Source organism: Micromonospora sp. NPDC005707 (assembly GCF_040631005.1).
GTDB lineage: Bacteria > Actinomycetota > Actinomycetes > Mycobacteriales > Micromonosporaceae > Micromonospora.
In genome coordinates this window covers 224,728-249,912 of record NZ_JBEXYR010000002.1, presented here as the reverse complement: position 1 = coordinate 249,912, position 25,185 = coordinate 224,728, and the positions used below count along the sequence as shown (strand labels likewise).

21 protein-coding genes are annotated in these 25,185 nt (G+C 72.3%); 11 read left to right on the top strand and 10 right to left on the bottom strand.

The genetic code is table 11. From position 1 onward, the window contains the following. Positions 1 to 26: 26 nt before the first annotated feature. Complete coding sequence (locus tag ABZ452_RS03695; RefSeq protein WP_357938594.1) at positions 27 to 1,367, top strand: DUF6350 family protein; 1,341 nt, start codon at positions 27 to 29, stop codon at positions 1,365 to 1,367. A gap of 60 nt (positions 1,368 to 1,427) precedes the next feature. Here the strand turns inward: ABZ452_RS03695 and ABZ452_RS03690 are convergent, their stop codons facing one another. Beyond that, positions 1,428 to 2,012: a hypothetical protein gene (locus ABZ452_RS03690; RefSeq protein WP_357938592.1), complete on the bottom strand. Its 585-nt coding sequence runs from the start codon at positions 2,010 to 2,012 to the stop codon at positions 1,428 to 1,430. Positions 2,013 to 2,262: 250 nt separating this feature from the next. Here ABZ452_RS03690 and purN point away from each other — a divergent pair, with 250 nt between their 5' ends. The 4 genes from purN to ABZ452_RS03670 all read left to right on the top strand — a co-directional run bounded on the left by purN (position 2,263) and on the right by ABZ452_RS03670 (position 7,912). Then, a complete protein-coding gene (gene purN / locus ABZ452_RS03685) occupies positions 2,263 to 2,883 on the top strand; it encodes a phosphoribosylglycinamide formyltransferase (protein WP_357938590.1) in 621 nt (206 codons plus the stop codon). Then, positions 2,880 to 4,451, top strand: a complete 1,572-nt coding sequence (gene purH, locus ABZ452_RS03680; protein WP_357938588.1) for a bifunctional phosphoribosylaminoimidazolecarboxamide formyltransferase/IMP cyclohydrolase — start codon at positions 2,880 to 2,882, stop codon at positions 4,449 to 4,451. The genes purN and purH overlap by 4 nt, the downstream gene beginning before the upstream one ends. Positions 4,452 to 4,710: 259 nt before the next feature. Next, entirely contained in the window at positions 4,711 to 5,100 is a 390-nt protein-coding gene (locus ABZ452_RS03675) for a hypothetical protein (protein ID WP_357938586.1), read from the top strand. 178 nt (positions 5,101 to 5,278) lie between these two features. Continuing rightward, complete coding sequence (locus ABZ452_RS03670; protein ID WP_357938584.1) at positions 5,279 to 7,912, top strand: glycosyl hydrolase; 2,634 nt, start codon at positions 5,279 to 5,281, stop codon at positions 7,910 to 7,912. A 69-nt stretch (positions 7,913 to 7,981) separates the two neighbouring features. Here ABZ452_RS03670 and ABZ452_RS03665 read toward each other — a convergent pair whose 3' ends face one another. The 5 genes from ABZ452_RS03665 to ABZ452_RS03645 form a co-directional block, all read right to left on the bottom strand. Further along, complete coding sequence (locus ABZ452_RS03665; RefSeq protein ID WP_357938582.1) at positions 7,982 to 9,010, bottom strand: dipeptide ABC transporter ATP-binding protein; 1,029 nt, start codon at positions 9,008 to 9,010, stop codon at positions 7,982 to 7,984. Then, entirely contained in the window at positions 8,994 to 10,031 is a 1,038-nt protein-coding gene (locus ABZ452_RS03660) for an ABC transporter ATP-binding protein (RefSeq protein ID WP_357938580.1), read from the bottom strand. Before ABZ452_RS03660 ends, ABZ452_RS03665 begins: the two co-directional genes overlap by 17 nt. Positions 10,032 to 10,036: 5 nt before the next feature. Then, the gene (locus ABZ452_RS03655; RefSeq protein ID WP_357938578.1) at positions 10,037 to 10,993 is read right to left on the bottom strand and encodes an ABC transporter permease; all 957 of its coding nucleotides are present in this window, start codon (positions 10,991 to 10,993) and stop codon (positions 10,037 to 10,039) included. A gap of 72 nt (positions 10,994 to 11,065) precedes the next feature. Then, positions 11,066 to 12,004, bottom strand: a complete 939-nt coding sequence (locus tag ABZ452_RS03650; protein ID WP_357938576.1) for an ABC transporter permease — start codon at positions 12,002 to 12,004, stop codon at positions 11,066 to 11,068. A gap of 146 nt (positions 12,005 to 12,150) precedes the next feature. Then, positions 12,151 to 13,758, bottom strand: a complete 1,608-nt coding sequence (locus ABZ452_RS03645; RefSeq protein ID WP_357938574.1) for an ABC transporter substrate-binding protein — start codon at positions 13,756 to 13,758, stop codon at positions 12,151 to 12,153. Between the two features lie 411 nt (positions 13,759 to 14,169). Here ABZ452_RS03645 and ABZ452_RS03640 point away from each other — a divergent pair, with 411 nt between their 5' ends. Continuing rightward, positions 14,170 to 15,033, top strand: a complete 864-nt coding sequence (locus ABZ452_RS03640; protein ID WP_357938572.1) for a bifunctional methylenetetrahydrofolate dehydrogenase/methenyltetrahydrofolate cyclohydrolase — start codon at positions 14,170 to 14,172, stop codon at positions 15,031 to 15,033. A 100-nt stretch (positions 15,034 to 15,133) separates the two neighbouring features. After that, positions 15,134 to 16,084, top strand: coding sequence for a malate dehydrogenase (gene mdh / locus ABZ452_RS03635; RefSeq protein ID WP_357938570.1), 951 nt, complete (start codon positions 15,134 to 15,136; stop codon positions 16,082 to 16,084). A gap of 136 nt (positions 16,085 to 16,220) precedes the next feature. On the opposite strand, the gene ABZ452_RS03630 is transcribed toward mdh, so the two are convergent. Next, positions 16,221 to 17,036 carry an MBL fold metallo-hydrolase gene (locus ABZ452_RS03630; RefSeq protein ID WP_357938568.1) on the bottom strand — a complete coding sequence of 272 codons (816 nt, stop codon included), beginning with the start codon at positions 17,034 to 17,036 and terminating at the stop codon, positions 16,221 to 16,223. Positions 17,037 to 17,171: 135 nt separating this feature from the next. Here ABZ452_RS03630 and ABZ452_RS03625 point away from each other — a divergent pair, with 135 nt between their 5' ends. After that, positions 17,172 to 18,389 carry an NADP-dependent isocitrate dehydrogenase gene (locus ABZ452_RS03625; RefSeq protein WP_151464737.1) on the top strand — a complete coding sequence of 406 codons (1,218 nt, stop codon included), beginning with the start codon at positions 17,172 to 17,174 and terminating at the stop codon, positions 18,387 to 18,389. Between the two features lie 258 nt (positions 18,390 to 18,647). On the opposite strand, the gene galT is transcribed toward ABZ452_RS03625, so the two are convergent. The 3 genes from galT to cysC all read right to left on the bottom strand — a co-directional run bounded on the left by galT (position 18,648) and on the right by cysC (position 22,186). Continuing rightward, positions 18,648 to 19,721, bottom strand: a complete 1,074-nt coding sequence (gene galT / locus ABZ452_RS03620; protein ID WP_357938565.1) for a galactose-1-phosphate uridylyltransferase — start codon at positions 19,719 to 19,721, stop codon at positions 18,648 to 18,650. Further along, on the bottom strand, positions 19,718 to 20,506 hold the full coding sequence (locus ABZ452_RS03615; protein ID WP_357938563.1) for a DeoR/GlpR family DNA-binding transcription regulator: 789 nt from the start codon (positions 20,504 to 20,506) through the stop codon (positions 19,718 to 19,720). The genes galT and ABZ452_RS03615 overlap by 4 nt, the downstream gene beginning before the upstream one ends. 150 nt (positions 20,507 to 20,656) lie before the next feature. Continuing rightward, complete coding sequence (gene cysC / locus ABZ452_RS03610) at positions 20,657 to 22,186, bottom strand: adenylyl-sulfate kinase (protein WP_357938561.1); 1,530 nt, start codon at positions 22,184 to 22,186, stop codon at positions 20,657 to 20,659. A gap of 250 nt (positions 22,187 to 22,436) precedes the next feature. Between cysC and ABZ452_RS03605 the strand changes: the two genes are divergently transcribed. From ABZ452_RS03605 to ABZ452_RS03595, 3 genes are read left to right on the top strand one after another with little or no spacing between them, the layout of a single operon-like run. After that, positions 22,437 to 23,351: an ABC transporter ATP-binding protein gene (locus tag ABZ452_RS03605; RefSeq protein ID WP_151464732.1), complete on the top strand. Its 915-nt coding sequence runs from the start codon at positions 22,437 to 22,439 to the stop codon at positions 23,349 to 23,351. Then, positions 23,344 to 24,225 (top strand): ABC transporter permease subunit, encoded by an 882-nt coding sequence (locus ABZ452_RS03600; protein ID WP_357938559.1) that lies wholly within the window; start codon positions 23,344 to 23,346, stop codon positions 24,223 to 24,225. The genes ABZ452_RS03605 and ABZ452_RS03600 overlap by 8 nt, the downstream gene beginning before the upstream one ends. Beyond that, on the top strand, positions 24,222 to 25,175 hold the full coding sequence (locus tag ABZ452_RS03595; RefSeq protein ID WP_357938557.1) for an ABC transporter ATP-binding protein: 954 nt from the start codon (positions 24,222 to 24,224) through the stop codon (positions 25,173 to 25,175). Before ABZ452_RS03600 ends, ABZ452_RS03595 begins: the two co-directional genes overlap by 4 nt. The last annotated feature ends 10 nt before the right edge of the window (positions 25,176 to 25,185 follow it).

Genomic DNA, 25,185 nt, shown 5'->3' with positions numbered 1-25,185 from the left:
CCGCGCGGCATGCCAGAGTAGAGCCGATGTCACGCGTCACCCCTGACCAGCCCCGCCACCCCGCCGACGAGGTCGTCGCCGGCGCCCGGCCGAGCGGCCGTGCCCGGCCGGCGCCGAGGGTGCCCGCGCCCCGGTCGGGCGAACCGCCGCGCGGCCGGGCCCCGCTGCCCGTCGCCGCCGGGGTGGCGGCCCTCTGGGCCGCCGTGACGTCGTGGCTGCCGGTCACCCTGGTGCTCGGCCTGGCCCAGCTCAGCGAGGACGCCGGCTCGCTGCCCGGCGCGCTGCCCGGCGCGCTGCGCGCCGGCCTGGTCGGCTGGCTGCTCGGGCACGGGGTGCCGCTGGAGACCTCCGCCGGGCCGCTCGGCCTGGCGCCGCTCGCCCTCACCGCGCTCGCCGTCTGGCGGCTCACCCGCGCCGGAGTGCACGTGAGCAGGGCCATCGGCGCGCGGGGCCACCGCTCGCCGGGCCGGGCGCTCACCGTCGCGGTCGCGGTCGGCATCGGGTACGGGGTGCTCGGCGCCCTCGCCGCGCTCGCGGTCGGCGCGGGCGGGCTGCGGGTGTCCCCGCTCCGGGCCGGGCTGACCTTCGCGGTCCTCGGCGGGCTCGCCGCCCTGGTCGGCGCGCTACGGACCACCGGTGTCTGGGTGCTGCTGACCCGCCGGTCCCCGGCAGCGCTGCGCGACGGCGTGCGCACCGGCCTGGTCGCCGTCCTGCTGCTGCTCGGCGCGGGCGCCGGGGCCGCCGGGCTGGCCGTGGCCACCGGCGGCGGCGACGCCGCCGACATGATCGGGGCGTACCGGACCGGGGTGGCCGGTCAGGCGGGCATCACCCTGGTCAGCCTCGCCTATGCGCCCAACGCCACCGTCTGGTCGGTCAGTTACCTGCTCGGTCCCGGGTTCGCGGTCGGCACCGACACCGCCGTGCGCACCAGCGAGGTCTCCGTGGGCGCGCTGCCGGCCGTACCGTTGCTGGCCGGCCTGCCGCGCGGCCCGGTGGACGGGCTGGGCGCCGCGCTGCTCGCGGTGCCGGTGCTGGCGGCCATGGCGGCCGGCTGGCTGCTGGCCCGGCGGCTGCTGCGGCTCGCGGCCGAGGACCGCGCGCCGGTCCGGTGGTCCGCCCTGCTGGTTCCGGCGGCGCTCGCCGGCCCGGTCGCCGGGTTGCTGCTGGGCCTGGCCGCGGCGGCCTCCGGCGGCCCGCTCGGCGGCGGCCGGCTGGCCGAGATCGGTCCGGCGGCCTGGCCGGTGGCGGGCGTGGCCACCGTGGTGGTCGCCGTCGGCGCCCTCCTCGGCGCCGCGGCCGGCCGCAGCCTCACGCGCACCCCCGCCCCGCCGCGTCCGAAGGCGCCGCCCCGCCGCGACGAGCACTGACCGCGCCGGAAACGGCGAAGGGGCGACCGGCGGTGCCGGACGCCCCTTCGTGGAGCCGGTTCAGGAACCGAGGTTGCTCAGGTTGATCGCGGCGCCGGCGATGGCGTTGATGATGCCGATGATCACACCGATGCCACCGCAGATGAGGGCGGCCTTGGCCTGGCCGGCGTTGCTCGCCTCGCCCGCCTGGACCTTCTTCTGGCCCATCACGCCGAGCACGACGCCGGCGATGCCGGCCGGGATGCCGATGATCGGGCAGCAGAGGCCGAGCACGATCGAGGCGATACCGGCGATCATGCCGATCAGGCCGAGGGTGTTGTTCTGGCCGCCCTGGCCGGTCGGGTAGCCGGCCTGCGGGTACTGCGGCGCGGCGCCGTACGGCTGCTGCTGCTGCGCGTACGGGTCCTGCCCGTAGGGCTGGCCGGAGGTCGGCTGGCCGTAGGGCTGGCCCGAGGTCGGCTGCCCGTACTGCGGCGCCTGCGGCGGCTGGGCGTACGGGTCCTGCCCGTACGGCTGCCCCGACGTGGGCTGCTGCCCGTACTGCGGGGCCTGCGGCTGCTGGCCGTACGGGTCGTACTGGGGGGAGGTCGGGTCCTGGTTCGGCTGCTGGCCGTGCGGGTCCTGACCGGGGTAACCGGGCTGCATGTGCGGAGCGCTCCTCAAACTGGGGGTCGACGGTCCATGGTCGGGTTGTAGCCGCTCATCATTCCGCCCGGACACGGGACGCCGCGGCACACGGGCCCGGGACCAGGGTCAGTCACGATGCCGACGCCCGGGCGGGCGTACGCACGGCACCGGGCGACGGCAGCGTATCGTGCCGGCGCCACGAGGGAGATCACCAGCGGCTGCGCCGCCCGAGCGTCGGACGCCCCCGCCTGCCCGATAGGGTTGCCGGGTGACCGAGCCCGCGTCCGTCGCCCGCCTCGTCGTCCTCGTCTCCGGCTCCGGCAGCAACCTCCAGGCGTTGCTGGACGCCGCCGCCGACCCCGCGTACGGGGCCCGGGTGGTCGCCGTTGGCGCCGACCGCGACGGGATCGCCGGTCTGGACCGGGCCGCGGCGGCCGGCGTGCCGACCTTCGTCGAGCGGCTGAAGGACCACCCGGCGCGCGAGGACTGGGACAAGGCGCTGACCGCCCGGGTCGCCGAGCACCGGCCGGATCTGGTCATCAGCGCCGGCTTCCTCAAGCTCGTCGGCCCGCAGTTCCTGGCGGCGTTCGGGGACCGCTACCTCAACACGCACAACACCCTGCTGCCGGCGTTCCCCGGCATCCACGGCCCTCGGGACGCGCTCGCGTACGGCGTGAAGGTCACCGGGGCCACCCTGTTCTTCGTCGACGCCGGAATGGACACCGGCCCGATCGTCGCCCAGGTCGCCGTGCCGGTGCGGGACGACGACGACGAGGAGACGCTCACCGAGCGCATCAAGTCCGCCGAGCGGCGCCAGCTCGTCGAGCACGTCGGTCGGCTGGTCCGTGAAGGTTGGACGATCACCGGCAGAAAGGTCACCATCCCGTGAGTGCCACTGAGGACGTTCGGCGCCCGATCAGGCGGGCGCTGGTCAGCGTCTACGACAAGACCGGGCTGGTCGAGCTGGCCCGGGCCCTGCACGAGGCGGGGGTGGAGATCGTCTCGACCGGCAGCACCGCGTCGACGATCTCCGGCGCGGGCGTGCCGGTGACCCCGGTCGAGCAGGTGACCGGTTTCCCGGAGATCCTCGACGGCCGGGTGAAGACGCTGCACCCGAAGATCCACGGTGGCCTTCTCGCCGACCTGCGCAAGGACGCGCACGTCGCCCAGCTCGACGAGCACGGCATCGCCGGCATCGACCTGCTGGTCTCCAACCTCTACCCGTTCCAGGCCACGGTCGCGTCCGGCGCGAGCCAGGACGAGTGCGTCGAGCAGATCGACATCGGCGGTCCGGCGATGGTCCGGGCCGCGGCGAAGAACCACGCATCGGTGGCCGTGGTGACCGACCCGGCGGCGTACCCGGCGCTGCGGGCCGCGCTCGCCGACGGTGGCTTCACCCTGGCCCAGCGCCGGGCCCTCGCGGCCCGCGCGTTCGCCGACATCGCCGACTACGACGTGGCCGTCGCCGAGTGGTTCGCCCGGGATCTGGCGCCGGCCGCCGACGGGTGGCCGGCGTTCGCCGGGCTGGCGCTGCGCCGCCAGTCGGTGCTGCGCTACGGCGAGAACCCGCACCAGGCGGCCGCCCTCTACGCCGACCCGGCCAGCCCGGCCGGCCTCGCCCAGGCCGAGCAGCTGCACGGCAAGGAGATGTCCTACAACAACTACGTCGACGCCGACGCCGCCTGGCGGGCCGCGAACGACTTCCCCGAGCAGCCGGCGGTGGCGATCATCAAGCACGCCAACCCGTGCGGCATCGCGGTCGGGGCGGACGTGGCCGAGGCGCACCGCCGGGCGCACGCCTGCGACCCGGTGTCCGCGTACGGCGGTGTCATCGCGGTCAACCGGCCGGTCTCGGCGGAGCTGGCCCGGCAGGTCGCGGAGATCTTCACCGAGGTGCTGGTGGCGCCCGGCTTCGACGAGGGCGCCCTGGAGATCCTCCGGGCCAAGAAGAACATCCGCCTGCTGCGCGCCCCCGAGTTCGACCCGCTGCCGGCCGAGTGGCGGCAGGTCACCGGCGGGGTGCTGGTGCAGTTGCGGGACCGGATCGACGCCGCGGGCGACGACCCGGCGAACTGGACGCTGGCCACCGGCGAGGCGGCCGACGAGGCCACCCTCCGCGACCTGGCGTTCGCCTGGCGGGCGGTCCGGGCGGTGAAGAGCAACGCGATCCTGCTGGCCCGGGAGGGCGCCACCGTCGGCGTCGGGATGGGCCAGGTCAACCGGGTCGACTCGGCGCAGCTCGCGGTGAGCCGGGCCGGCGCCGAGCGCGCCCGCGGCTCGGTCTGCGCCTCGGACGCGTTCTTCCCGTTCGCCGACGGCCCGAAGATCCTCATCGAGGCCGGCGTCCGGGCCATCGTCCAGCCCGGCGGCTCGATCCGCGACGAGGAGACCATCGCCGCCTGCAAGGAGGCCGGGGTGACCATGTACCTCACCGGCACCCGGCACTTCTTCCACTGATCCGCGACCCGGAACAGGGGCGCGGCCGGCCGGCCGCGCCCCTGTTTCATGTGTTGCCCGCCCCGGTCCGAGCGATGTCACGAGTGGACGGCTGACCAGCCGAAAGGACGACCGTCCACCGTTGCCGGGTGGTGAAGGTTGTTGCTAGCGTTGTCCCGCAGCAAGCGATCGATCCTCCCCGTTCTCTGCTCGATTCGCTCCCGCCCCGCGGCCGTCGCGCCGCCCGCTCGAGCGGCCTCCGCCTCGGACAGGTTTGCCCATGCGCGCACTCGACCGGTTGAGCACCGTCGTTGCCGCGTTGGCGTTCGTCCTGGCCGGCCTGGGCGCGCCCGCCTGCGCGGAGAGCCACCACCCCGGCGCGGTGGTCACCGCCGCGCACCGGTCGATCCACCACGGCGGCCACGCCGTCCTCCCACCGGACAGCCACGCTCCGTCGGAGCTGCGGACGGAGTTCTCCGGCGGACCCTGCGGTGACCACCGCGCCGGCGTCACCGCCGGCGACGGACCGGACGACGTCCTTCCGGCCGAGCCCCCGCGAGTCGGCGGCACGCCCGAGCGGGTGGCCGTCGCGATCGCCTGCCGCCAGCAGGCCCTCCCGTTGCCGCCGCGCGGCACCCTGGCCACCCGCGGCCCACCGGCTTCCGCCTGACTCTGCCCGCGCCGCCCACCGGACGTGACCCGAGGTCCGTCCGGGCGTTCCGCCGGGCCCGGGGTCCCTCGCGGACGCGACCGTCCGACCGCGGTAGGCGCCGGAGCGCGCCACCCATCCATCGTCTTCGGTCCCGGCCCGCCGGCCCGGCACCCCCCTCGAATCCGGGAGGATTCACATGTCCACATCCCGCTGGCGCAAGCCGGCGACAATAGCGGGCGCGCTGGTGCTCACCGCCGCGCTCGGTGGCGTGGTCGCCACCAACCACGAGGTGCAGGAGAAGCTGGGCCTGGCCGACGAGCCGGGCGCCAACATGCCCTGGCACCCCAGAGAGTTCATGGAGATGGCCGCCGGCGAGTCGTCGGAGGAGGCCGGCGAGGAGGCCTTCGAGGCCCGCACCATCGCCGAGCAGTTCGCCCAGGCCCGCTACGCCCCGGGCATCGTCGCGCCGGGGGCGTACGCCAACGCGTTGAGCCAGCTCAACGCGTTGCCCACCACAAAGGGCAGCTGGCGCGAGGTCACGAACATCAGGTACGACGGCGACGACCCGCGCTACCGCGACTACGCGTCCAACTCGTCCGGGGGCGCGGGCCTGGTCACCGGCCGGATCACCGGCCTCGCGTCGGACAACAGCGGCCACGTGTACGCGGCCGGCGCCGACGGCGGCGTGTGGCGTTCCTCGATCGGCGGCGGGAGCTGGACGCCGATCACGGACGCGCTGCCCACCCTGTCGAGCGGCGACATCGTGCTGGCCGGCGACGGTTCGCTCTGGTACGCGACCGGCGAGGGGAACACCGGCGGCACCTCGTACGTCGGTGCCGGCGTCTACCGGCTGGCCAACCCGAAGTCGGGCGCGTTCAAGGCGACCGACCGGGTCGGCGGGACCGAGCTGGAGAGCACGGTCATCAACAAGCTGCGCTTCTTCGACGGCAAGGTCTGGGTCGCCACCAACCGGGGCCTGTTCTCGCACGCGATGGGCAGCACGTCGGGCGCCTGGAAGCTGGAGTTCGCGCCGAACCCGAGCTACCTGCCGGGCGGGGCGAACGCGGGCGACGCGAACGCCGCGTACAAGAACATCGTCAACGACGTGGCCCAGGACCCGCGCAACCCGAAGCACGTGGTGGTCGCCTCGGCCTGGCGGTCCGGTGACACGTACAACGGCTTCTACGAGACCGCCGACTACACGGCGGGCGGCTGGGCGAAGGTCAACCCGACCGGCGCCATGCCGGCCGACGACATCGGCTACGTGACGTTCGCCTTCTCCGCCGACGGCGGCAAGCTCTACGCGATCAACCAGTCGCCGAAGCTGCTGAACAAGCCCGCCGGCAACGTGAACAGCTACCTCGACGGCATCTACGTCTCCAACACCGGCAACCCGGCCGGCCCGTGGAACAAGATCGCCGTCTCGTCGAAGCTGGGCAACTCCGGTTCGGCGCTCAAGCAGACGGTGATGGGCAAGGGCTACGGCCCGGGCATCCAGGCCTGGTACAACCAGTTCCTCGCGGTGGACCCGGCCAACCCGAACCACCTCTGGGCGGGCCTGGAGGAGGTCTACGAGTCGACCGACGCCGGTGCCAACTGGAAGACGGTCGGCCCGTACTGGAACTTCAACTTCGCCTGCTGGAACATCCACGACGCCCAGAACACCTGTAACAAGACCACCCACTCCGACCAGCACTCGGTGGCCGTGGGCAACGGCTTCGTCTACGTCGGCAACGACGGCGGCGTCTACCGGCGGCCGATCAACGGGAAGACCGACAAGGACGGGCACGCCACCGACTGGCAGAGCCTCAACGACGGCACCATCGACGCCCTCCAGTACTACTCGGTGGCGCTGGGCAGGGACCCGGCGAAGGCCGGCACCGTCGTCTCCGGCGGTCTGCAGGACAACGGCACCTCGATCCTGCGCCCCGGCGACACCGTGATGGGGTCGCACTTCGGTGGTGACGGCGGCGACTCCCAGGCCGACCCGGCGAACGGCTGCCGGCAGGTCCAGGAGTACACCAACCTGGCCATGCGGGTGACCGAGAACTGCAACGCCAACACGGGCTCGGGCACGCCGGCGGACTCCACCTCGCGGGACATCCAGCCGTACACCAACGCGCCCGGCGACGAGCTGGCCCGGTTCATCGCGCCGTTCGCGCCCGACGACCACGACGCGAACGTCTGGGTCGCCGGCGGCCAGCACGTCTGGGTCAACACCAAGGGCTACGCGATCCAGGACGGCAGGGGCTGGACCAACGTCTTCGACCTGGGCGCCGGCCACACCGCCACCTCGGTGGCGGTCTCCGGCGGCACGGCGTACGTCGGTTGGTGCGGCCCGTGCAACAACGCCGGCTTCGCCCGGGGCCTCGCGGTCGGCAGGGTCACCGACCCGGCGAGCTGGCACCAGGTCACCCTGCCGGGTGACTTCCCCAACCGGTTCCTCCAGGGCGTCGGGATCGACCCGGCGAACCCGTCGCACGCCTACCTCGCGGTGAACGGCTTCTCCCGCCGGTTCACCGAGGGGCCGGGCGCCGGCATCGGCCACGTCTTCGAGACCACCGACGCGGGCGCGACCTGGAAGGACGTCTCGGCGAACCTGCCGGACGTGCCGGCCAGCTCGATCAAGGAGCTGTCCACCGGCGCGCTGGTGCTCGCCACCGACCTGGCCACCTTCTACCGAGCTCCCGGCGCCACCGGCTGGCAGCGGCTCGGCTCCGGCCTGCCGCTGACCGTCGGCATGGACGTCGAGTACAACGCGGCCGACAACTCGGTCTACGTCGCGACCCACGGCCGCGGCATCTGGACGTTCCCCCTCGCCCAGCTCTGACCGGGCACCCCGTGCGGAGGCCCCGTCCCCCCTTCCTCCGGGGGACGGGGCCTCCGTCGGGACGGGAGCTCAGGCGCCGGGGCGTACCTCGGCGAAGTGGCAGGCCGAGGGGTGCGGGTCGGCCGCGCGGCGCACCGTGAGCGGCTCCTGGGTGGCGCAGACCTCCTGCGCCTTCCAGCAACGGGTGCGGAACCGGCAGCCCGAGGGCGGGTCGGCCGGGCTGGGCACGTCCCCGGCGAGCCGGATGATGGTCCGTTCCTCGCGGGCGTCCGGGTCGGGCACCGGCACGGCGGAGAGCAGCGCCTGGGTGTACGGGTGGGTGGCCCGGTCGTAGATCTCCTCCTCGGTGCCGATCTCCACGATCTTCCCGAGGTACATGACCGCGACCCGGTCCGAGATGTGCCGGACCACCGACAGGTCGTGCGCGATGAAGATGTACGACAGCCCGAACTCGTCCTGGAGCTGCTCCAGCAGGTTGATGACCTGGGCCTGGATGGAGACGTCCAGGGCGGAGACCGGCTCGTCGCAGACGATCACCTCGGGGCGCAGGGCGAGCGCCCGGGCGATGCCGATGCGCTGCCGCTGGCCGCCCGAGAACTGGTGCGGGTAGCGGTTGACGTGCTCGGGGTTGAGCCCGACCACGTCCAGCAGCTCCTGCACCCGCTTCCGCTTGCTGCCCTTCGGCGTCGCGTCCGGGTGGATCTCGAACGGCTCACCGATGATGTCGCCGACCGTCATCCGCGGGTTCAGCGAGGTGTACGGGTCCTGCATCACCATCTGCATGTTGCGGCGCAGCCGGCGCAGCTCCGAGCCGGACGCCTTGAACAGGTCCCGGCCCTCCAGGGTGGCCCGGCCCGACGTCGGCGTCTCCAGCCGCATGAGCAGCCGGGCCAGGGTCGACTTGCCGCAGCCGGACTCGCCGACCACGCCGAGCGTCTCGCCGCGGCGCAGCTCGAAGCTGACCCCGTCGACCGCCTTGACCGCGCCGATCTGCTTCTGGAACAGCACGCCCCGGCTGATCGGGAAGTGCTTCACCAGGTTGTCGACGGAGAGGATCGTCTCGCCGCGGACCTTGGTCGGGCTAGCGGGCGCTGTCATCACGGACCTCCTGCGCGAAGTGACACGCGCTGGTCCGGCCGTCGCCGAGGACCAGGTCGTGCGGCACCACTTCCACGCAGACCTGCTGCACGTACGGGCACCGGGGGTGGAACGGGCAGCCGGAGGGGATCCGCATGAGGTTCGGCGGCAACCCCTTGATCGTCGACAGCGCCTGGCCGCGGACGTCCATGCGCGGGATCGACTCCAGCAACCCCTTGGTGTACGGGTGCGCCGGCGCCCGGTACAGCGAGCGCACGTCGGCGTGCTCGATGATCCGTCCGGCGTACATCACGGCGATCCGGTCCGCGACGCCGGCGACCACGCCGAGGTCGTGGGTGATCAGGATCATCGCCATGTTGAGGTCGCGGCGCAGGTCGGCCAGCAGGTCCATGATCTGGGCCTGCACGGTGACGTCGAGCGCCGTGGTCGGCTCGTCGGCGATCAGCACCTTCGGGTCCAGGGCGAGCGCCATGGCGATCATGACGCGCTGGCGCATGCCGCCGGAGAACTGGTGCGGGTAGTCGCCGAGGCGCTTCGCCGCGGCCGGGATCTTCACGAGGTCCATCAGCTCGACGGCCCGCCGCCGGGCGTCGCCCCGGGACATCCCCTCGCGCTGGCGCAGCGTCTCACCGATCTGCCAGCCGACCGGGAAGACCGGGTTCAACGCGGAGAGCGCGTCCTGGAAGATCATGGCGATCTCCTTGCCGCGCACCTGCCGGCGCTGCTTCTCGGACTGGGTCAGCAGGTCCCGGCCCTGGTAGAGGATCTGGCCGGAGCGGACGAACGCCGGGGGCGTGTCCAGGATGCCCATGATCGCCTGGGCGGTGACCGACTTGCCGGAGCCGGACTCGCCGAGCACGGCCAGGGTCTCGCCCGCGTCGAGGTGGTAGGTCACCCCGTTGATCACGTTGGCCACGCCCTCGGTCGTGCGGAACTCGACGTGCAGGTCCCGTACCTCGAGCAGGTGGCCACCGGGCGGGGTGGGGGAAGCCGGCGTGGGGTGGACAGCGGACTGGGTCATGGGTCTCACCGCAGCTTCGGGTCGAAGGCGTCGCGGATCGCGTCGCCCAGCATGATGAAGGCGAGCACGGTCAGCGCCAGGAAGGCCGAGGGAACGATCAGCGGGGTCGCCGCCTCCCGCATGTGGATGCGCCCGCCGTCGATGTCCTGGCCCCAGGAGATGGTCGGGGCCTTCAGGCCGATGCCGAGGAAGCTCAGCGTCGCCTCGGCGGCGATGAACGAGCCGAGCGCGATGGTGAGCACCACGATCGCCGGGGCGAGCGCGTTCGGCAGGATGTGCCGCCACATGATCCGGCCGTTGCCGGCGCCGAGCATCCGGGCCGCGGCCACGTAGTCCTGTTCCTTGGCCGTGATCACCGAGGAGCGGACCACCCGGGCCGCTGTGGTCCAGCCGAGCACCGCCAGCACGAAGATCACCGCGAACAGCCGGACGTTGTCGCTGCTGGTGCTCAGCCGCTTGAGCAGCACGATCGCGGCGAGCAGCAGCGGGATGCCGAGCACGATGTCGATCACGCGGGAGAGCACCGCGTCCACCCAGCCGCCGAAGTAGCCGGCGACCATGCCGACGACCAGCGCGATCACGCCGGTGGCCAGCGCGGCCAGGGCACCCACCAGCAGTGAGGCCCGGGTGCCGTAGACCGCCCGGGCGTAGACGTCGCAGCCCTGGAAGTCGTACCCGAAGATGGCCCCGCCGGACGGCCCGGCGTGCTGCCGGGAGAGCAGGCAGTCACGCGGGTCGTTGGCGGTGAACAGCGACGGCACGGCGGCCATCGCGGTGATCAGCACGACCAGGCCGAGGCTGATCCAGAAGATCGGCTTGCGGCGCAGGTCCCGCCAGGCGTCGCCGGCCAGGCTGCGCGGCTTCTGCGGCGCACCGACCTGGTTGGGGGCGCCCGGCTCGCCGGAGACGCCCCGCCGCGCGGCCTGGTTCTCCGTGGCCGCGACAGTCTCGAAGTCACTCATGCCCGCACCTCGCTCGGCTCGGCGCGGTCAGGAGCGACCCGGCACACTGCGTCGGCGATTCGTTCGCTGCGCTCACTCATAGCGGATCCTCGGGTCGAGTACGGCGTAGAGCACGTCCACCACCAGGTTGGAGATCAGGTAGACCACGACGAGCACGCTGACGATGCCGACCACCAGCGGGCCGTCCTCGGTGCGGATGCCGCGGAAGAGGTTGAAGCCCACGCCGGGGATGTTGAACACGCCCTCGGTGATGATCGCGCCGCTCATCAGGTTGCCCAGCTCGACGCCGAGGAAGGTCACCACCGGGATGAGCGAGTTGCGCAGCACGTGGACGCTGACGATGCGCCGCTTGACCAGGCCCTTCGAGCGGGCGGTCCGGACGTAGTCGGCGCGCAGGTTCTCCGCCACCGAGGTGCGCGTCAGCCGTAGGGCGGTGGCCAGCGACAGCGAGCCGAGCACGATGCCGGGCAGCAGCAGGGCGTAGAGGCTCGGTTGGGCCCCGGCGGTGGGCGGGAAGAGCTGCCACTTGACGCCGAGGAAGTACTGCGCGATCGGTGCCAGGACGATGGTCGGGATGCCCAGCACGAGCAGGGTGAGCACCAGCGTCGAGTTGTCGAAGATGCTTGCCCGCCGGATGCCGGCGACCACGCCGGCGGTGACGCCGAAGATGATGGCCACGGCGAGCGCGATGAGCGCCAGCCGGACGGTGACCGGCCAGGCCTGCTGAAGGATGTCGCCGATCTGCCGGCCGGTGAGCGACTGGCCCAGGTCGCCCTGGAGCAGGTTCTTGACGTAGTCGAGGTAGCGGTAGAAGAAGCCGCCCACGCCGGTCTGGTCCAGGTGGTACTTCTGCGTCAGGTATGCCCGCTGGGCCGCCGTCACCGGCCGCTCCCCGGCGAGGGCCTGGATCGGGTCGCCCTGCCCGGCGAACATCAGCGCATAGACGATCAGCGTGGTCCCGAAGAACGCGAGGACCATCTGCAGGAGGCGCCGCAGGATGAAGCGGAACATGCTTGCCAGTCTCTCCGGAAAAGCGCGAAAGGGGCGCAGGATGACATCTCTGGCGTACCGGAAGTTGGCGGCCGGTGCCCTCCGGCCCCGGCGGCCACGTGCTCGGGCCACCCGGATCGCTCCGGGTGGCCCGTGCCGTGGTCAGCTCAGCTGGCCGCCTCGATCTTGACGAGGTTGACCCGCTGGAACAGGTCCATCTGGACGTTCTGGACCTTGCTGGAGTGCCCGTACACGTTCTCGCCGAAGCGGAGCGGGATCACCGGCATGTCCTTGGCCAGGATGTCCTCGGCCTGCTGGTACTTCTTGATCGCCTCTGCCTGGGTGGGCGCGGCAGCGCCCTCCTTGACCAGGCGGTCGAACTCCGGGTTGCTGTAGCCGTAGTAGTTCGACGAACCGTTGGTGCTGTACAGCGGGCCGAGGTAGTCCTCCATGGACGGGTAGTCCATGACCCAGCCCATGCGGAACAGACCCACCGGCTGCTTCTTCTCGACCTTGGTCAGCAGGTCGGCGAACTTCGGCTCGGCCGAGCCGACGCAGTCGACGCCCAGGTTGGCCTTGAGCTGGTTGCAGGTCGCGTCGACCCAGTCCTTGTGACCGCCGTCCCCGTTGTAGGAGATGGTGATCTTCGACGGGCCGCCGGCGGCCTGGTAGAGCTTCTTGGCCTCGGTCGGGTTGAACTGGCCCGCGGCACCGGTGGTGTTGTCCCGGTAGCCCGGCAGGACCGGCGAGACGAACGAGCGGGCCGACTGCTGCGAACCCTTGAAGATCGACTTGGTGATCTCGTCACGGTCGATCGCCATCGAGATCGCCTTGCGCACGTCCGGCTTGCTGTAGTCCTTCTCGAAGGTGGGGAAGGCCAGGAACTGGAACGACGACATCGGGCTGGTCTGGTAGTTGTCGCCCAGGTCGCTCTGCGCCGTGCTCAGGTTCTCGGTCGGGATCGTCGGCAGCACGTCGAGGTTGTCCGACTGCAGGTCCGAGTACGCCGCGGTGAGCTGCTGGTAGACCCGGAACTCGACGTCCTTGACCTTGGGCTTCTCGCCCGGGTACGCGTCGTAGCGCTCGACGTCGAGCTTGCTGTCGTGCTGCCAGGTGCCCTTCATCTTGAACGGGCCCTGGCCGATCGGCGCCTGCTCGTACGAGTCCTTGAGCACGCCCGGCCCGGAGAACGCGGCCTCCGGCAGCGGGTAGAACGCGGTGTAGCCCAGCATGGACTTGAAGTCGATGTACGGCTCGGAGAGCGTCACCTGGAAGGTCAGGTCGTCGACCTTCTTCAGGCCGGACATCGTCTTGGCCTTCGGCTTGTCGCCCTGCAGGTCCTGGTAGCCGGCGATCTTCTCGAAGAAGTAGCTGGCGCCCTGACCGTTGGGCGCGTACGCGCCGTAGTTCCAGGCGTTGATGTAGTCGTCGGACGTGACCTTCTCGCCGTTGTGGAAGGTGAACCCGTCCTTGAGCTTGATCGTCCAGACCTTGTTGTTGTCGGACGGCGTCACCGACTCGGCCGCGACCTCGTACGGCTTGTTCTGCGCGTCGTAGTCGACGAGCGGGCTGAACAGACCGGCGAGCACCTGCGAGCCGGACGTTTCGGTGGTGTTGGTCGGAACCAGGTGCTGCGGCTCGGAAATCTGGATGCTGACCGCCGAATCCTGGCCGCTGCCGCTCGATCCGCCGTTCCCGCCGCTGCCGCAGGCCGCCAGGCCAAGCGTCACCGCGAGCGGGAGGGCTGCCCAGGCGGCGAGTCTACGAACACGCATGAACTCTCCTTATCTCCTCACGCTGCGCAGTCAGGCCCGGCGCTGGGTGACGCTGCGCAACGAGCGGTAACGGTAGGTCGCGATCGACCCGATCGACAACGAGAGCGTTGCGAACCGATAACAGAACGTGCGGGCGGGGGTTGTCGTCGGCGGACCGGCCTGCTACGCGATACCTCGCAGACGGGCTGCCAGGGCTTCTGCTACCGCCCGGCCGCGCCGTCCGGTGCGGTTGCGGTGCGCTCGGGCGGATCCGCAGGCTCTGTCCGGGCCGTCCCATCCGGTCCCGGCCGCCCGATCCGGCGTGTGGTGCGATCCACAATTGGTGACTGTCCGTGACTTAGCCCACGTCACAGTTCGTCACCCTTCGCTGTCGTCGGCCGGCCCGGGTGCGGGGCGTGAGACGATCCATTCGTGACGGCGACCATCCTGGACGGCAAGGCCACCGCGGCGGAGATCAAGGACGAACTGCGGGCACGGGTCAAGGCGCTGGCGGAGCGCGGCATCACCCCCGGGCTCGGCACGGTCCTGGTGGGCGAGGACCCCGGCTCCCAGGCGTACGTCAACGGCAAGCACCGCGACTGCGCCGAGGTGGGCATCGCCTCGATCCGTCGCGAGCTGCCCGCCGACGCCACCCAGGAGCAGCTCGACACGGTGCTCACCGAGCTGAACGCCGACCCCGGCTGCCACGGCTACATCGTCCAGCTGCCGCTGCCGGCCCACCTGGACACCCAGCGGGCGCTGGAGATGATCGACCCGGACAAGGACGCCGACGGCCTGCACCCGGTCAACCTGGGCCGGCTGGTGCTCGGCTACGACGCCCCGCTGCCCTGCACCCCGCGCGGCATCGTCGAGCTGCTCCGCCGGCACGACGTGCCGCTGCGCGGCGCGAAGGTCGCGCTGGTCGGCCGGGGCAACACCGTGGGCCGGCCGCTCGGCCTGCTGCTCACCCGGCGCAGCGAGAACGCCACCGTGACCCTCTGCCACACCGGCACCCTGGACCTCGCGGCGCAGACCCGCGAGGCCGACATCGTCATCGTCGCGGCCGGCGTGCCGGGGCTGCTCACCGCCGACATGGTCAACCCGGGCGCGACAGTGGTCGACGTGGGCATCACCCGGGTGATCGGGGCCGACGGCAAGGGCCGCTACACGGGCGACGTCGACCCCGAGGTGGCCGGGGTCGCCGGCAAGCTCGTGCCGATGCCCGGCGGGGTCGGCCCGATGACCCGGGCCATGCTGCTGACCAACGTCGTCGAGCGGGCCGAGCGGCAGGACTGAGCCGCCCAGGCACGTCATAACCGTCCGCCCCTGGCCCGATCGGTGCCAGGATGGCTGATACGGTCCGGAAAACCGACTGGTATCAGGGAGTGGGACGACCATGGGTAAGAAGGTCACTGTCGTCGGGGCCGGCTTCTACGGCTCCACCACCGCACAGCGCCTGGCCGAGTACGACGTCTTCGACACCGTCGTGATCACCGACATCGTGGAGGGCAAGCCGGCGGGTCTCGCGCTGGACCTCAACCAGTCGCGTGCCGTCGAGGGCTTCGAGACCAAGGTCGTCGGCGTCACCACCGGGCCGAACGGCGAGGGCTACGAGGCCATCGAGGGTTCCGACGTCGTCGTCATCACCGCCGGCCTGCCCCGCAAGCCGGGCATGAGCCGGATGGACCTGCTGGAGACCAACGCCAAGATCGTCCGTCAGGTCGCCGAGAACGTCGCCAAGTACGCCCCGAACGCCGTCGTCATCGTGGTCTCCAACCCGCTCGACGAGATGACCGCGCTGGCCCAGCTCGCCACCCAGTTCCCGAAGAACCGGGTGCTCGGCCAGGCCGGCATGCTGGACACCGCCCGGTTCACCAACTTCGTGGCCGAGGCGCTGAACGTACCGGTGAAGTCGGTGAAGACCCTGACCCTGGGCTCGCACGGCGACACCATGGTGCCGGTCCCGTCGAAGAGCACCGTGGACGGCAAGCCGCTGCGCGAGGCCATGCCGGCCGAGCAGATCGAGGAGCTGGTCGTCAAGACCCGCAACGGTGGCGCCGAGGTCGTCGCGCTGCTGAAGACCGGCTCGGCGTACTACGCCCCGTCGGCCGCCGCCGCCCGGATGGCCAAGGCCGTCGCCGAGGACTCCGGCGACGTCATGCCGGTCTGCGCCTGGGTCGACGGGCAGTACGGCATCTCCGGCGTCTACCTGGGCGTCGAGGCCCAGATCGGCGCCGAGGGTGTCAAGCGGGTCGTCGAGACCGACCTGGACGCCGACGAGCTGGCCGCCCTCAAGGCGGCCGCCGAGGCCGTCCGCGCGAAGCAGGCCGACGTAGCCAACATGTGACCCAGAACCACCGCCGAAGGGCGGGCCGGCAGACGCCGGCCCGCCCTTCCGCACATCCAGGCCGGCCCCCGCCCCACGGCGTTGATCATGAAGTTATTGCCGTCCGCACCGGCATGTCGCGGCAATAACTTCATGATCAACGCGGGTCGGGGTGGGCGGGCGGCGCGGGGACGGGGTGGGGGGTGAAGGGGGTGCCCAGGTGGGGGGTGGCCAGGGTTACCGGGGCCAGGGTGTTCAGGAGGTTCGTTCGAGAGGTGGCCGCCGTTGCGGGGTCCTCCTCGTGGGCGTACGCCAGGGTGGGGTCGATCAGTTGCAGGGTGTGGACCAGGAGGTCGCCGGTCACCAGGAGGCGGTCGTCGCCGTCGTCGACCAGCACCGACTGGTGGCCGGGGGTGTGCCCGGGGGTGCTCAGCACGCGTACCCCGGGGGTCAGGGTAGTGTCGCCGTCGACCACCTGGAGCTGGCCGGCGGCGCGCAGCGGCCCCAGGAGCCGGGCCGGCAGCTCGGGGTGGAACAGCTCCAGCGCGGCCAGCTCGGCGCGCTGCACGAGGTGGTCCGCGTTCGGGAAGAGCGGGCCCGCCCAGCCGATGTGGTCGGTGTGCAGGTGGGTGAGCACCACGGTGCGGACGTCGGCCGGGTCGATGCCGGCGGCGGCCAGCTCGGCCGGCAGCCGGCCGGGCACCGGCGCCCAGCTCGCGGCGAGCGCGTCGGCCGGGCCGATCCCCGCGTCGACCAGGGTGACCGGCCCGTCCCCGGTACGCAGCGCGAACGCGCGGAACGGCAGCCACCAGCGACCGTCCGGGGTGGCGGTGTCCGCGTCCCGCCGGTCGGCCTCGCGCCACTGCTCCGCGGTGGCGTCCGGGAACGCCTCGACGCGCGGCTGGAAGAAGGGACCCGCCCCGTCGACCAGGGCGGTGACCGTGATAGACCCGACCGTGTGAGTGAGCGGCATCCGGGAAGGATGTCACCGCGGCCCGTCCCGGGCGACCCCGTTCTCCGGCGGGGTGAGGCCGGCTGGGGAGCCCCGGTCAGTTTCCAGTACGCTCGTACTGCTTGAGCACGTGTCCCCCGAGAGGAGCGCCGGCCGATGGCGAAGATCAAGGTAAACAACCCGGTCGTGGAAATCGACGGCGACGAGATGACCCGGATCATCTGGAAGCAGATCCGGGAGCAGCTGATCCTGCCCTACCTCGACGTCGACCTGCACTACTACGACCTGTCGATCCAGCACCGCGACGAGACCGACGACCAGGTCACCGTCGACGCCGCCAACGCCATCAAGGAGCACGGCGTCGGCGTCAAGTGCGCCACCATCACCCCCGACGAGGCCCGGGTGGAGGAGTTCGGCCTCAAGAAGATGTGGCGGTCGCCGAACGGCACCATCCGCAACATCCTCGGTGGCGTGGTCTTCCGCGAGCCGATCATCATGTCGAACGTGCCGCGGCTCGTCCCGGGCTGGACCAAGCCGATCATCATCGGCCGGCACGCGCACGGCGACCAGTACAAGGCCACCGACTTCGTCGTGCCCGGCCCCGGCAAGGTGACCGTCACCTACACGCCGGCCGACGGCGGGGCGCCCATGGAGATGGAGGTCGCCAACTTCTCCGGCGGCGGCATCGCCATGGGCATGTACAACTTCGACGAGTCGATCCGGGACTTCGCCCGGGCCTCGTTCCGGTACGGACTGGACCGCGGCTACCCGGTCTACCTGTCCACCAAGAACACCATCCTCAAGGCGTACGACGGCCGGTTCAAGGACATCTTCGCCGAGGTGTTCGAGAACGAGTTCAAGGCCGAGTTCGACGCCGCCGGCATCACCTACGAGCACCGGCTGATCGACGACATGGTCGCCGCCGCGCTCAAGTGGGAGGGCGGCTACGTCTGGGCCTGCAAGAACTACGACGGTGACGTGCAGTCCGACACCGTCGCGCAGGGCTTCGGCTCGCTGGGTCTGATGACCTCCGTCCTGCTCTCCCCGGACGGCCGCACCGTCGAGGCCGAGGCGGCGCACGGCACGGTCACCCGGCACTACCGGCAGTGGCAGAAGGGCGAGAAGACCTCGACCAACCCGATCGCCTCGATCTACGCCTGGACCCGGGGCCTGGCCCACCGGGGCAAGCTGGACGGCACCCCGGCGGTCACCGAGTTCGCCAACACCCTGGAGCAGGTCATCGTGGAGACCGTCGAGGGCGGCCAGATGACCAAGGACCTCGCGCTGCTCATCTCGCGGGACGCCCCGTGGCTGACCACCGACGAGTTCATGAACGCGCTCGACGAGAACCTGGCCCGCAAGCTGTCGGCCTGACCCGCACGCTCGACCGGAGCCCGCCGGCACCTGCCGGCGGGCTCCGTCGTGTCCGTACGGTGGCGTCACCCGGGGCGGGCACGCCTCGTTGAGCAGGGTGGACGTGATGCCAGTCCCGTCCAGGAAGGTTGACCGCGGTCGCCTCGCGGCTTGAGCGCCGATCAGCCAGCCTTCCCGGCTGTCACGCACAGCCAGCCGTCCCTTCCCTTGCGGGGGGCCCTGTCCCGGGCCCCCCGCGCCCTGTTGTGGGGCGGGAGGTCAGGCGGCCCGGAGCAGTTCCGCGGCCCGCTCGGGGGCGATGTCGTTGATGAACACGCCCATCCCCGACTCGGAGCCGGCCAGATACTTCAGCTTGTCCTTGGCGCGCCGGATGCTGAACAGCTGCAGGTGCAGGTGCCCCAACTCCCGGTCGACGTGCACCGGGGCCTGGTGCCAGGCGGCGATGTAGGGCATCGGCAGGTCGAACAGCCCGTCGAAGCGGCGCAGCACGTCCAGGTAGAGCGGCCCGAAGGCGTCCCGCTCGGCGTCGTCCAGCGCCGGGATGTCCGGCACCGGGCGGTGCGGGGCCACGTGCACCTCGAACGGCCAGCGGGCCGCCGCGGGCACGTACGCCGTCCAGTGCTCGTTGCTCGCCACGACCCGGTCGCCGGCCGCGCGTTCGGCGGCGAGCACGTCGGCGTAGAGGTTGCCCCCGGTGCGCTCGAAGTGCCGGCGGGCGGCGGCCAGCATGGTCCGGGTCCGCGGCGTGACGAACGGGTACGCGTAGATCTGGCCGTGCGGGTGGTGCAGGGTCACGCCGATCTCCACGCCCCGGTTCTCGAACGGGAAGATCTGCTCCACCCCGGGCAGTTCGCCCAGCGCGGTGGTGCGGTCGGCGATGGCGTCGAGCACGGTCCGCACCCGGCCGGGGGAGAGGCTGGCGAACGAGGCGTTGTGGTCGTCGGTGAAGCAGACCACCTCGCACTTGCCGCGCCCGGGGCGGACCGGGGTGAACGGAGTGATCTCGGCCGGCTCCTCGGCGACCCGCTGGCTCAGCGACGGGAACCGGTTCTCGAAGACGACCACGTCGTAGTCGGGGGCGGGGATCTCGCTGAGCCGGTCGCCCCGGGACGGGCAGAGCGGGCACTGGTCTGCCGGCGGGAGGAAGGTGCGGGTCTGCCGGTGCACCGCGACCGCCACCCACTCGTCGGTCAGCGGGTCGTACCGGAGCTGCGACGCGTGCGGGGGCGGTGGCAGCTCGCGCCGATCCGGCTGGTCGCGGACCGCGTCGTCCCGCTCGTCGAAGTAGATCAACTCGCGGCCGTCGGCCAGCTCGATCTGCGTACGCTTCACTCCGCCCCCTCCATGCCCGGCACGATCACCAGTTCGCCCACCCTGTCCTCGAGTACCCGTCGCGCGTCGGCGCCCAACCGGTCGTCGGTGACCAGCACGTCCGCCGCGTCCAGGCCGACGATCGAGGAGATGCCGACCGTGCCCCACTTGGTGTGGTCGGCGAGCACCACCAGCCGGTCGGCGGCCGCCACCAGGGCCCGGTCCGTGTCCGCCTCCATGAGGTTGGGGGTGGTGAACCCGGCCCGCTCGCTGATGCCGTGCACGCCGAGGAACAGCAGGTCCAGGTGGAGCGCGCCGATCGCGGCCACGGCCAGCGGGCCGACCAGCGCGTCCGAGGGGGTGCGCACCCCGCCGGTGAGCACGACGGTCTGGTCCGGCCGGCCCCCGACGTGCAGGATCTCGGCCACCGGCAGGGAGTTGGTCACCACGGTCAGGCCGGGTACGTCGGTCAGGCGGCGGGCCAGCTCGGCGGTGGTGGTGCCGGCGGAGAGCGCGATCGCGGCGCCGGGGCGGACCAGCTCCGCGGCCCGGCCGGCGATGGCGGCCTTCTCGACGGACTGGCGGACCGACTTGGCGCGGAAGCCGGGCTCGTCGGTCGAGCCGGGGCCGGCCAGCGTCGCCCCGCCGTGGACCTTGGCGAGCAGGCCCTGGTCGTGCAGCGTCTCCAGGTCGCGCCGGATGGTCATGTCCGAGACGCCGAACTCGGTGGCCAGCTCGGTGACCCGGACGCCTCCGGCGGCGCGGACCCGTTCCAGGATGACCGCCTGCCGCTGTCGCGCCAGCACCCCGCCGTCACCCCCCGAATCCCGACCCGTCTCCACGTGGTCGAACGTGTTCCAACAAAGACGAACACTACCGCGCAGCGGGGGACAACGGAAGCGAACGCGGAACCGCCGCCGTCCCGGGGCGGGACGGCGGCGGTCGGTCGTGCCGGATCAGGCCGGCTGGAGGCGGGGCTCCACCCAACCCGTCTCGGTGAGGTGCTCCATGACCCGCTGGACCGCCTCCTCGACGGTCATGTCGGTGGTGTCCACCACCAGGTCGGCGTCGGTCGGCTCCTCGTACGGGTCGTCGATCCCGGTCATCCCGGTGAGCAGGCCGGCCCGGGCTCGCGCGTACAGGCCCTTGCGGTCGCGCTGCTCGCAGACCTCCAGCGGGGTGGCCACGTGCACCAGCAGGAAGCCGGCCCCGGCGGCGTGCGCCATCTCCCGGGCGGTGGCCCGAGCGGCGGCGTAGGGGGCGATCGGGCAGCAGATGCCCACCCCCCGGTGCCGGGCGATCTCGGCGGCCACCCAGCCGATCCGACGCACGTTGAGATCCCGGTCGGCCTTGCTGAAGCCCAGCCCCGCCGAGAGCTCCCGGCGCACCACGTCGCCGTCGAGCAGCGTGATGGTCCGGTCGCCGCCCTCGCGCAGGTGGTCGGCCAGCCCGCGGGCGATGGTCGACTTGCCGGAGCCGGAGAGACCGGTCAGGAAGATCACCAGACCCCGGTGCCGCCGCGGCGGGCGGGCCCGGGCCAGCTCCTTGGCCACCGCCGGCGGGGTGTGCCACTCGGGCAGCGGGAAGCCCCGGTCCAGCAGGTCGTCGATCTCCGCCTGGCTGAGCGCCAGCTTCCGGTTGCGCGGCGGGATGTCCTCCCGCCAGCGCCACTGCCCGTCGCGGCTGTCGTAGGCCAGCTCGCGGGGCACCAGCACCCGCAGGCCCGCCCCGGAGAGCATGCCCTCGGTGGAGAGCAGGTGGGTCACCCCGTAGGCGGCGGCGACCCGGGCCCGGAGCAGCGCGTCGCTGATCTCGTCGCGCCGCTTCGCCAGCGGCACCGCCACGAGGGTGGCCGGGGGCATCCGGTCGCGGGCGGCGAACACGCTGCGAACCAGCGCCTCGGCCGGCAGCCCGCCGGTCGCCTCCTCGCCCACCGGGATCAGCACCAGCAGGTGCGCGCCGAGCGTCCGGGCGGCGTGCGCGATCTGCGCGAGCTGCGGCCGGTGCAGCGGACGGTCGGCGAAGACGCCGAGCACCCGCCCCGGGGGCAGCAGCCCCCGGACCTCCTCCGGGCTGCGCCGCAGCCGCTGGAACGGCCCGTGCCCACCGTCGCCCAGCCGGCGTACGGCGCCACCCACGCCGGCCGCGCCCTCGCGCACCGGCCAGACGTCGGTGACGTCCATGGCGGCCACCGGGGCGCCCTCGCCGTCGGTGAGCACCAGCGCCCGGCGCAGCGGGTCGTCCAGCACCAGCCCGTCGGCGAGCGCGGCCGGCACCTGCAGCGTCACCGGCACCGGCCACGGCGTGCCGTCGGCGAGCCGGCCCCGCCGGCCCAGCGAGGCCAGGTCGGCCCGGCTCATGAAGCCGGCCAGCGGGGCGTACGCCCCGGTCAGCAGCAACTCCAGATCGGCCAGCTCACCGGGCCTTGGCGCGTACGCCGGCGCATCCCGCAGAACGTCCTCGGGCAGCACCCACCCGTTGCTCATGAAACCCCCAACTCACCGGCCGGCACACAGTTTCTCAGCCCACCGGCGATCGGTCGAGAGCGCCACTCCACCTCCCGGTCACCGGCCGGTAAACCGGCCGTCCCGGTGCGGTGCCAGCGGCCGTCCTCGGCGCTCCGCCGGCCGGACGGACCGGTCCGCCCGGCCGGTCGGCCCCCGTCGGGGCGGAATCAGGGGCAACCCCGAGCGTTTCCCGATACCAGGAGGGCCGCGTGCTCCCTACGCTTGCCGGGTGACACTGCTCGCGACCGAGTCGCTGACCAAGACGTACGGAGGCCGGGTCACCGCGTTGGCCGACCTCACGGTGTCGGTCGAGCCGGGGATCATCGGGCTGGTGGGCGCCAACGGCGCCGGCAAGTCCACCCTGATCAAGATCCTCCTGGGCCTGCTCGCCCCGACCAGCGGTCGGGTCTCCGTGCTCGGCCTCGACCCCACCACCGACCCCGCGGCCGTCCGCGCCCGGGTCGGCTACATGCCCGAGCACGACGCCCTCCCGCCCGACCTCTCCGCCGCCGAACTGGTCACCCACCTCGGCCGGATCAGCGGGCTGCCCCGCACGGTCGCCCGCGAGCGGGCCTCCGAGGCGCTGCGCCACGTCGGGCTGCACGAGGAGCGGCACCGGGCCGTCGGTGGCTACTCCACCGGCATGAAGCAGCGGGTGAAGCTCGCCCAGGCCCTGGTGCACGACCCCGACCTGCTGCTGCTCGACGAGCCGACCAACGGCCTCGACCCGGCCGGCCGGGACGCCATGCTCGCCCTGATCCACCGGATCGGCACCGAGTTCGGCATCTCGGTGGTGGTCTGCTCGCACCTGCTCGGGGAGGTGGAGCGGATCTGCGACACCCTGGTCGCGATCGACGGCGGCCGGCTGCTGCGCGCCGACCGGATCTCCGCCATGACCACCGCCACCGACGTGCTCGCCGTCGAGGTGAGCGAGGGTACGGACGAACTGGCCGCCCGGCTCGCCGCGCTCGACCTGCCGGTGTCCCGGGAGGGGCGGCTGCTGCTCGTCCCGCTCGCCGACGACGCCACCTACGACCTGATCATCGGCGCGGTCGCCGAGCTGGACCTGCCGCTGCACCGGCTCGACCAGCGGCGGCACCGGGTGGCCGAACTCTTCGCCACGAGGGAGCCCAGCCATGTCTGAGCCGACCGGCGTCATCCACGACATCGGCTACCAGCGCTACACCGGCCCGCGGCTCGGCCGCCGGCACGTGTTCGGCGCGCTCTACCTGCACGGCCTGCGCACCGCCTTCGGGCTGGGCCGCTCCGCCAAGGCGAAGATCTTTCCCTGGCTGGTGATGGGCATCGTGCTGATCGTCGCCGCCGGGCTGACCGCCGTACGCACCCAGACCGGCCAGGTCGTCATGACGTACGCCCAGTTCGCCGACGCGATGAGCTGGCTGGTCATCTTCTTCGTCGCAGTGGTCGGGCCGGAGCTGGTCTCCCGCGACCTGCACAGCGGCGTGCTGCCGCTCTACTTCTCCCGCCCGCTGCCGCGCGGCGACTACGCCCTGGCCAAGCTCGGGTCGCTGATCACCGCGCTCTGGCTGCTGCTCGGGGCGCCGCAGCTCGTGATGTTCCTGGGCGCCGCGTTCACCACCAAGGACGGGCTGGGCGGGGTCTGGGACGAGCTGCTCGACCTGCTGCCCGGCCTGCTCTACGCGGCGCTCTGGGCGGTGGTCTTCGCCTCGGTCGGGCTGCTCATCGCCTCGCTCACCGGCAAGCGGGCGTTCGCGGCCGGCGGCATCGTGGCCGTGTTCCTGATGACCGCCCCGATCGTCGGCATCCTGTCGATCATGCCGTCCCGCACGGTCAACGAGCTGTCGATGCTCGGCTCGCCCACCGCCCTGATCCACGCCGTCGGCGAGTACACCCTCGGCGACCTGCTCGTCCCCAACGGGGGGGCCGATTACAAGATCGGCGGCTTCGGGCCGGTCTACGTGGCCGCCGCCGTGCTGCTGGTGGCCGGCTGCGTCACCCTGCTGCTGCTGCGATACCGGAAGGTGGCCGCCCGATGACCACGATCAGCGCGGAGCCGGCGGCCCCGGCCACCCCCGCCTCCACCCTCGACCTGGCCGGCGTCTCCCGCTGGTACGGCAACGTGGTGGCGGTCAACGACGTCACCATGCGGCTCGGGCCCGGCGTGACCGGCCTGCTCGGCCCGAACGGCGCCGGCAAGACCACCCTGCTGCACATGATGGCCGGCTTCCTCTCCCCGTCCCGGGGCGAGGTCACCCTCGACGGCGCGCCGACCTGGCGCAACCCGGAGGTCTACCGGCGGCTCGGCCTGGTCAGCGAGCGGGAGGCGGTGCACAGCTTCCTCAGCGCGTACGAGTTCGTGCTGGCGAGCGCCAAACTGCACCGGCTGCCCGACCCGGAGGCAGCCGCCCGCCGGGCCATCGCGCTGGTCGAGATGGAGGCCGCGCAGGACCGGAAGATCGGCACCTACTCCAAGGGCATGCGGCAGCGCACCCGGGTGGCCGCCGCCCTGGTGCACGACCCGCAGGTGCTGCTGCTCGACGAGCCGTTCAACGGGATGGACCCGCGGCAGCGGCTGCACATGATGGCCCTGCTGCACCGGCTCGGCGACGCCGGCCGGACCATCCTGTTCAGCTCGCACATCCTGGAGGAGGTCGAGCAGGTCTCCGGCACCGTGCAGGTGATGGTCGCCGGCCGGCTGGCCGCCTCCGGCGACTACCGCACCATCCGCCGGCTGATGACCAACCGGCCGCACGTGTTCCGGGTCCGCTCCACCGACGACCGGGCCCTCGCGGTCGCGTTGATGGCCGAGGAGTCGGTGACCGGCGTGGAACTGGGCCGGGACGGGCTGACCGTGCAGGCCGGCGACTACGGCGCCTTCACCCGGGCGCTGCCGAAGATCGCGCTGGCCCGGAGCCTCCGGGTCCGGTCACTGACGCCCGAGGACGAATCGCTGGAGAGCGTCTTCTCCTACCTGGTGGGGAGCTGACCGGTGAGTG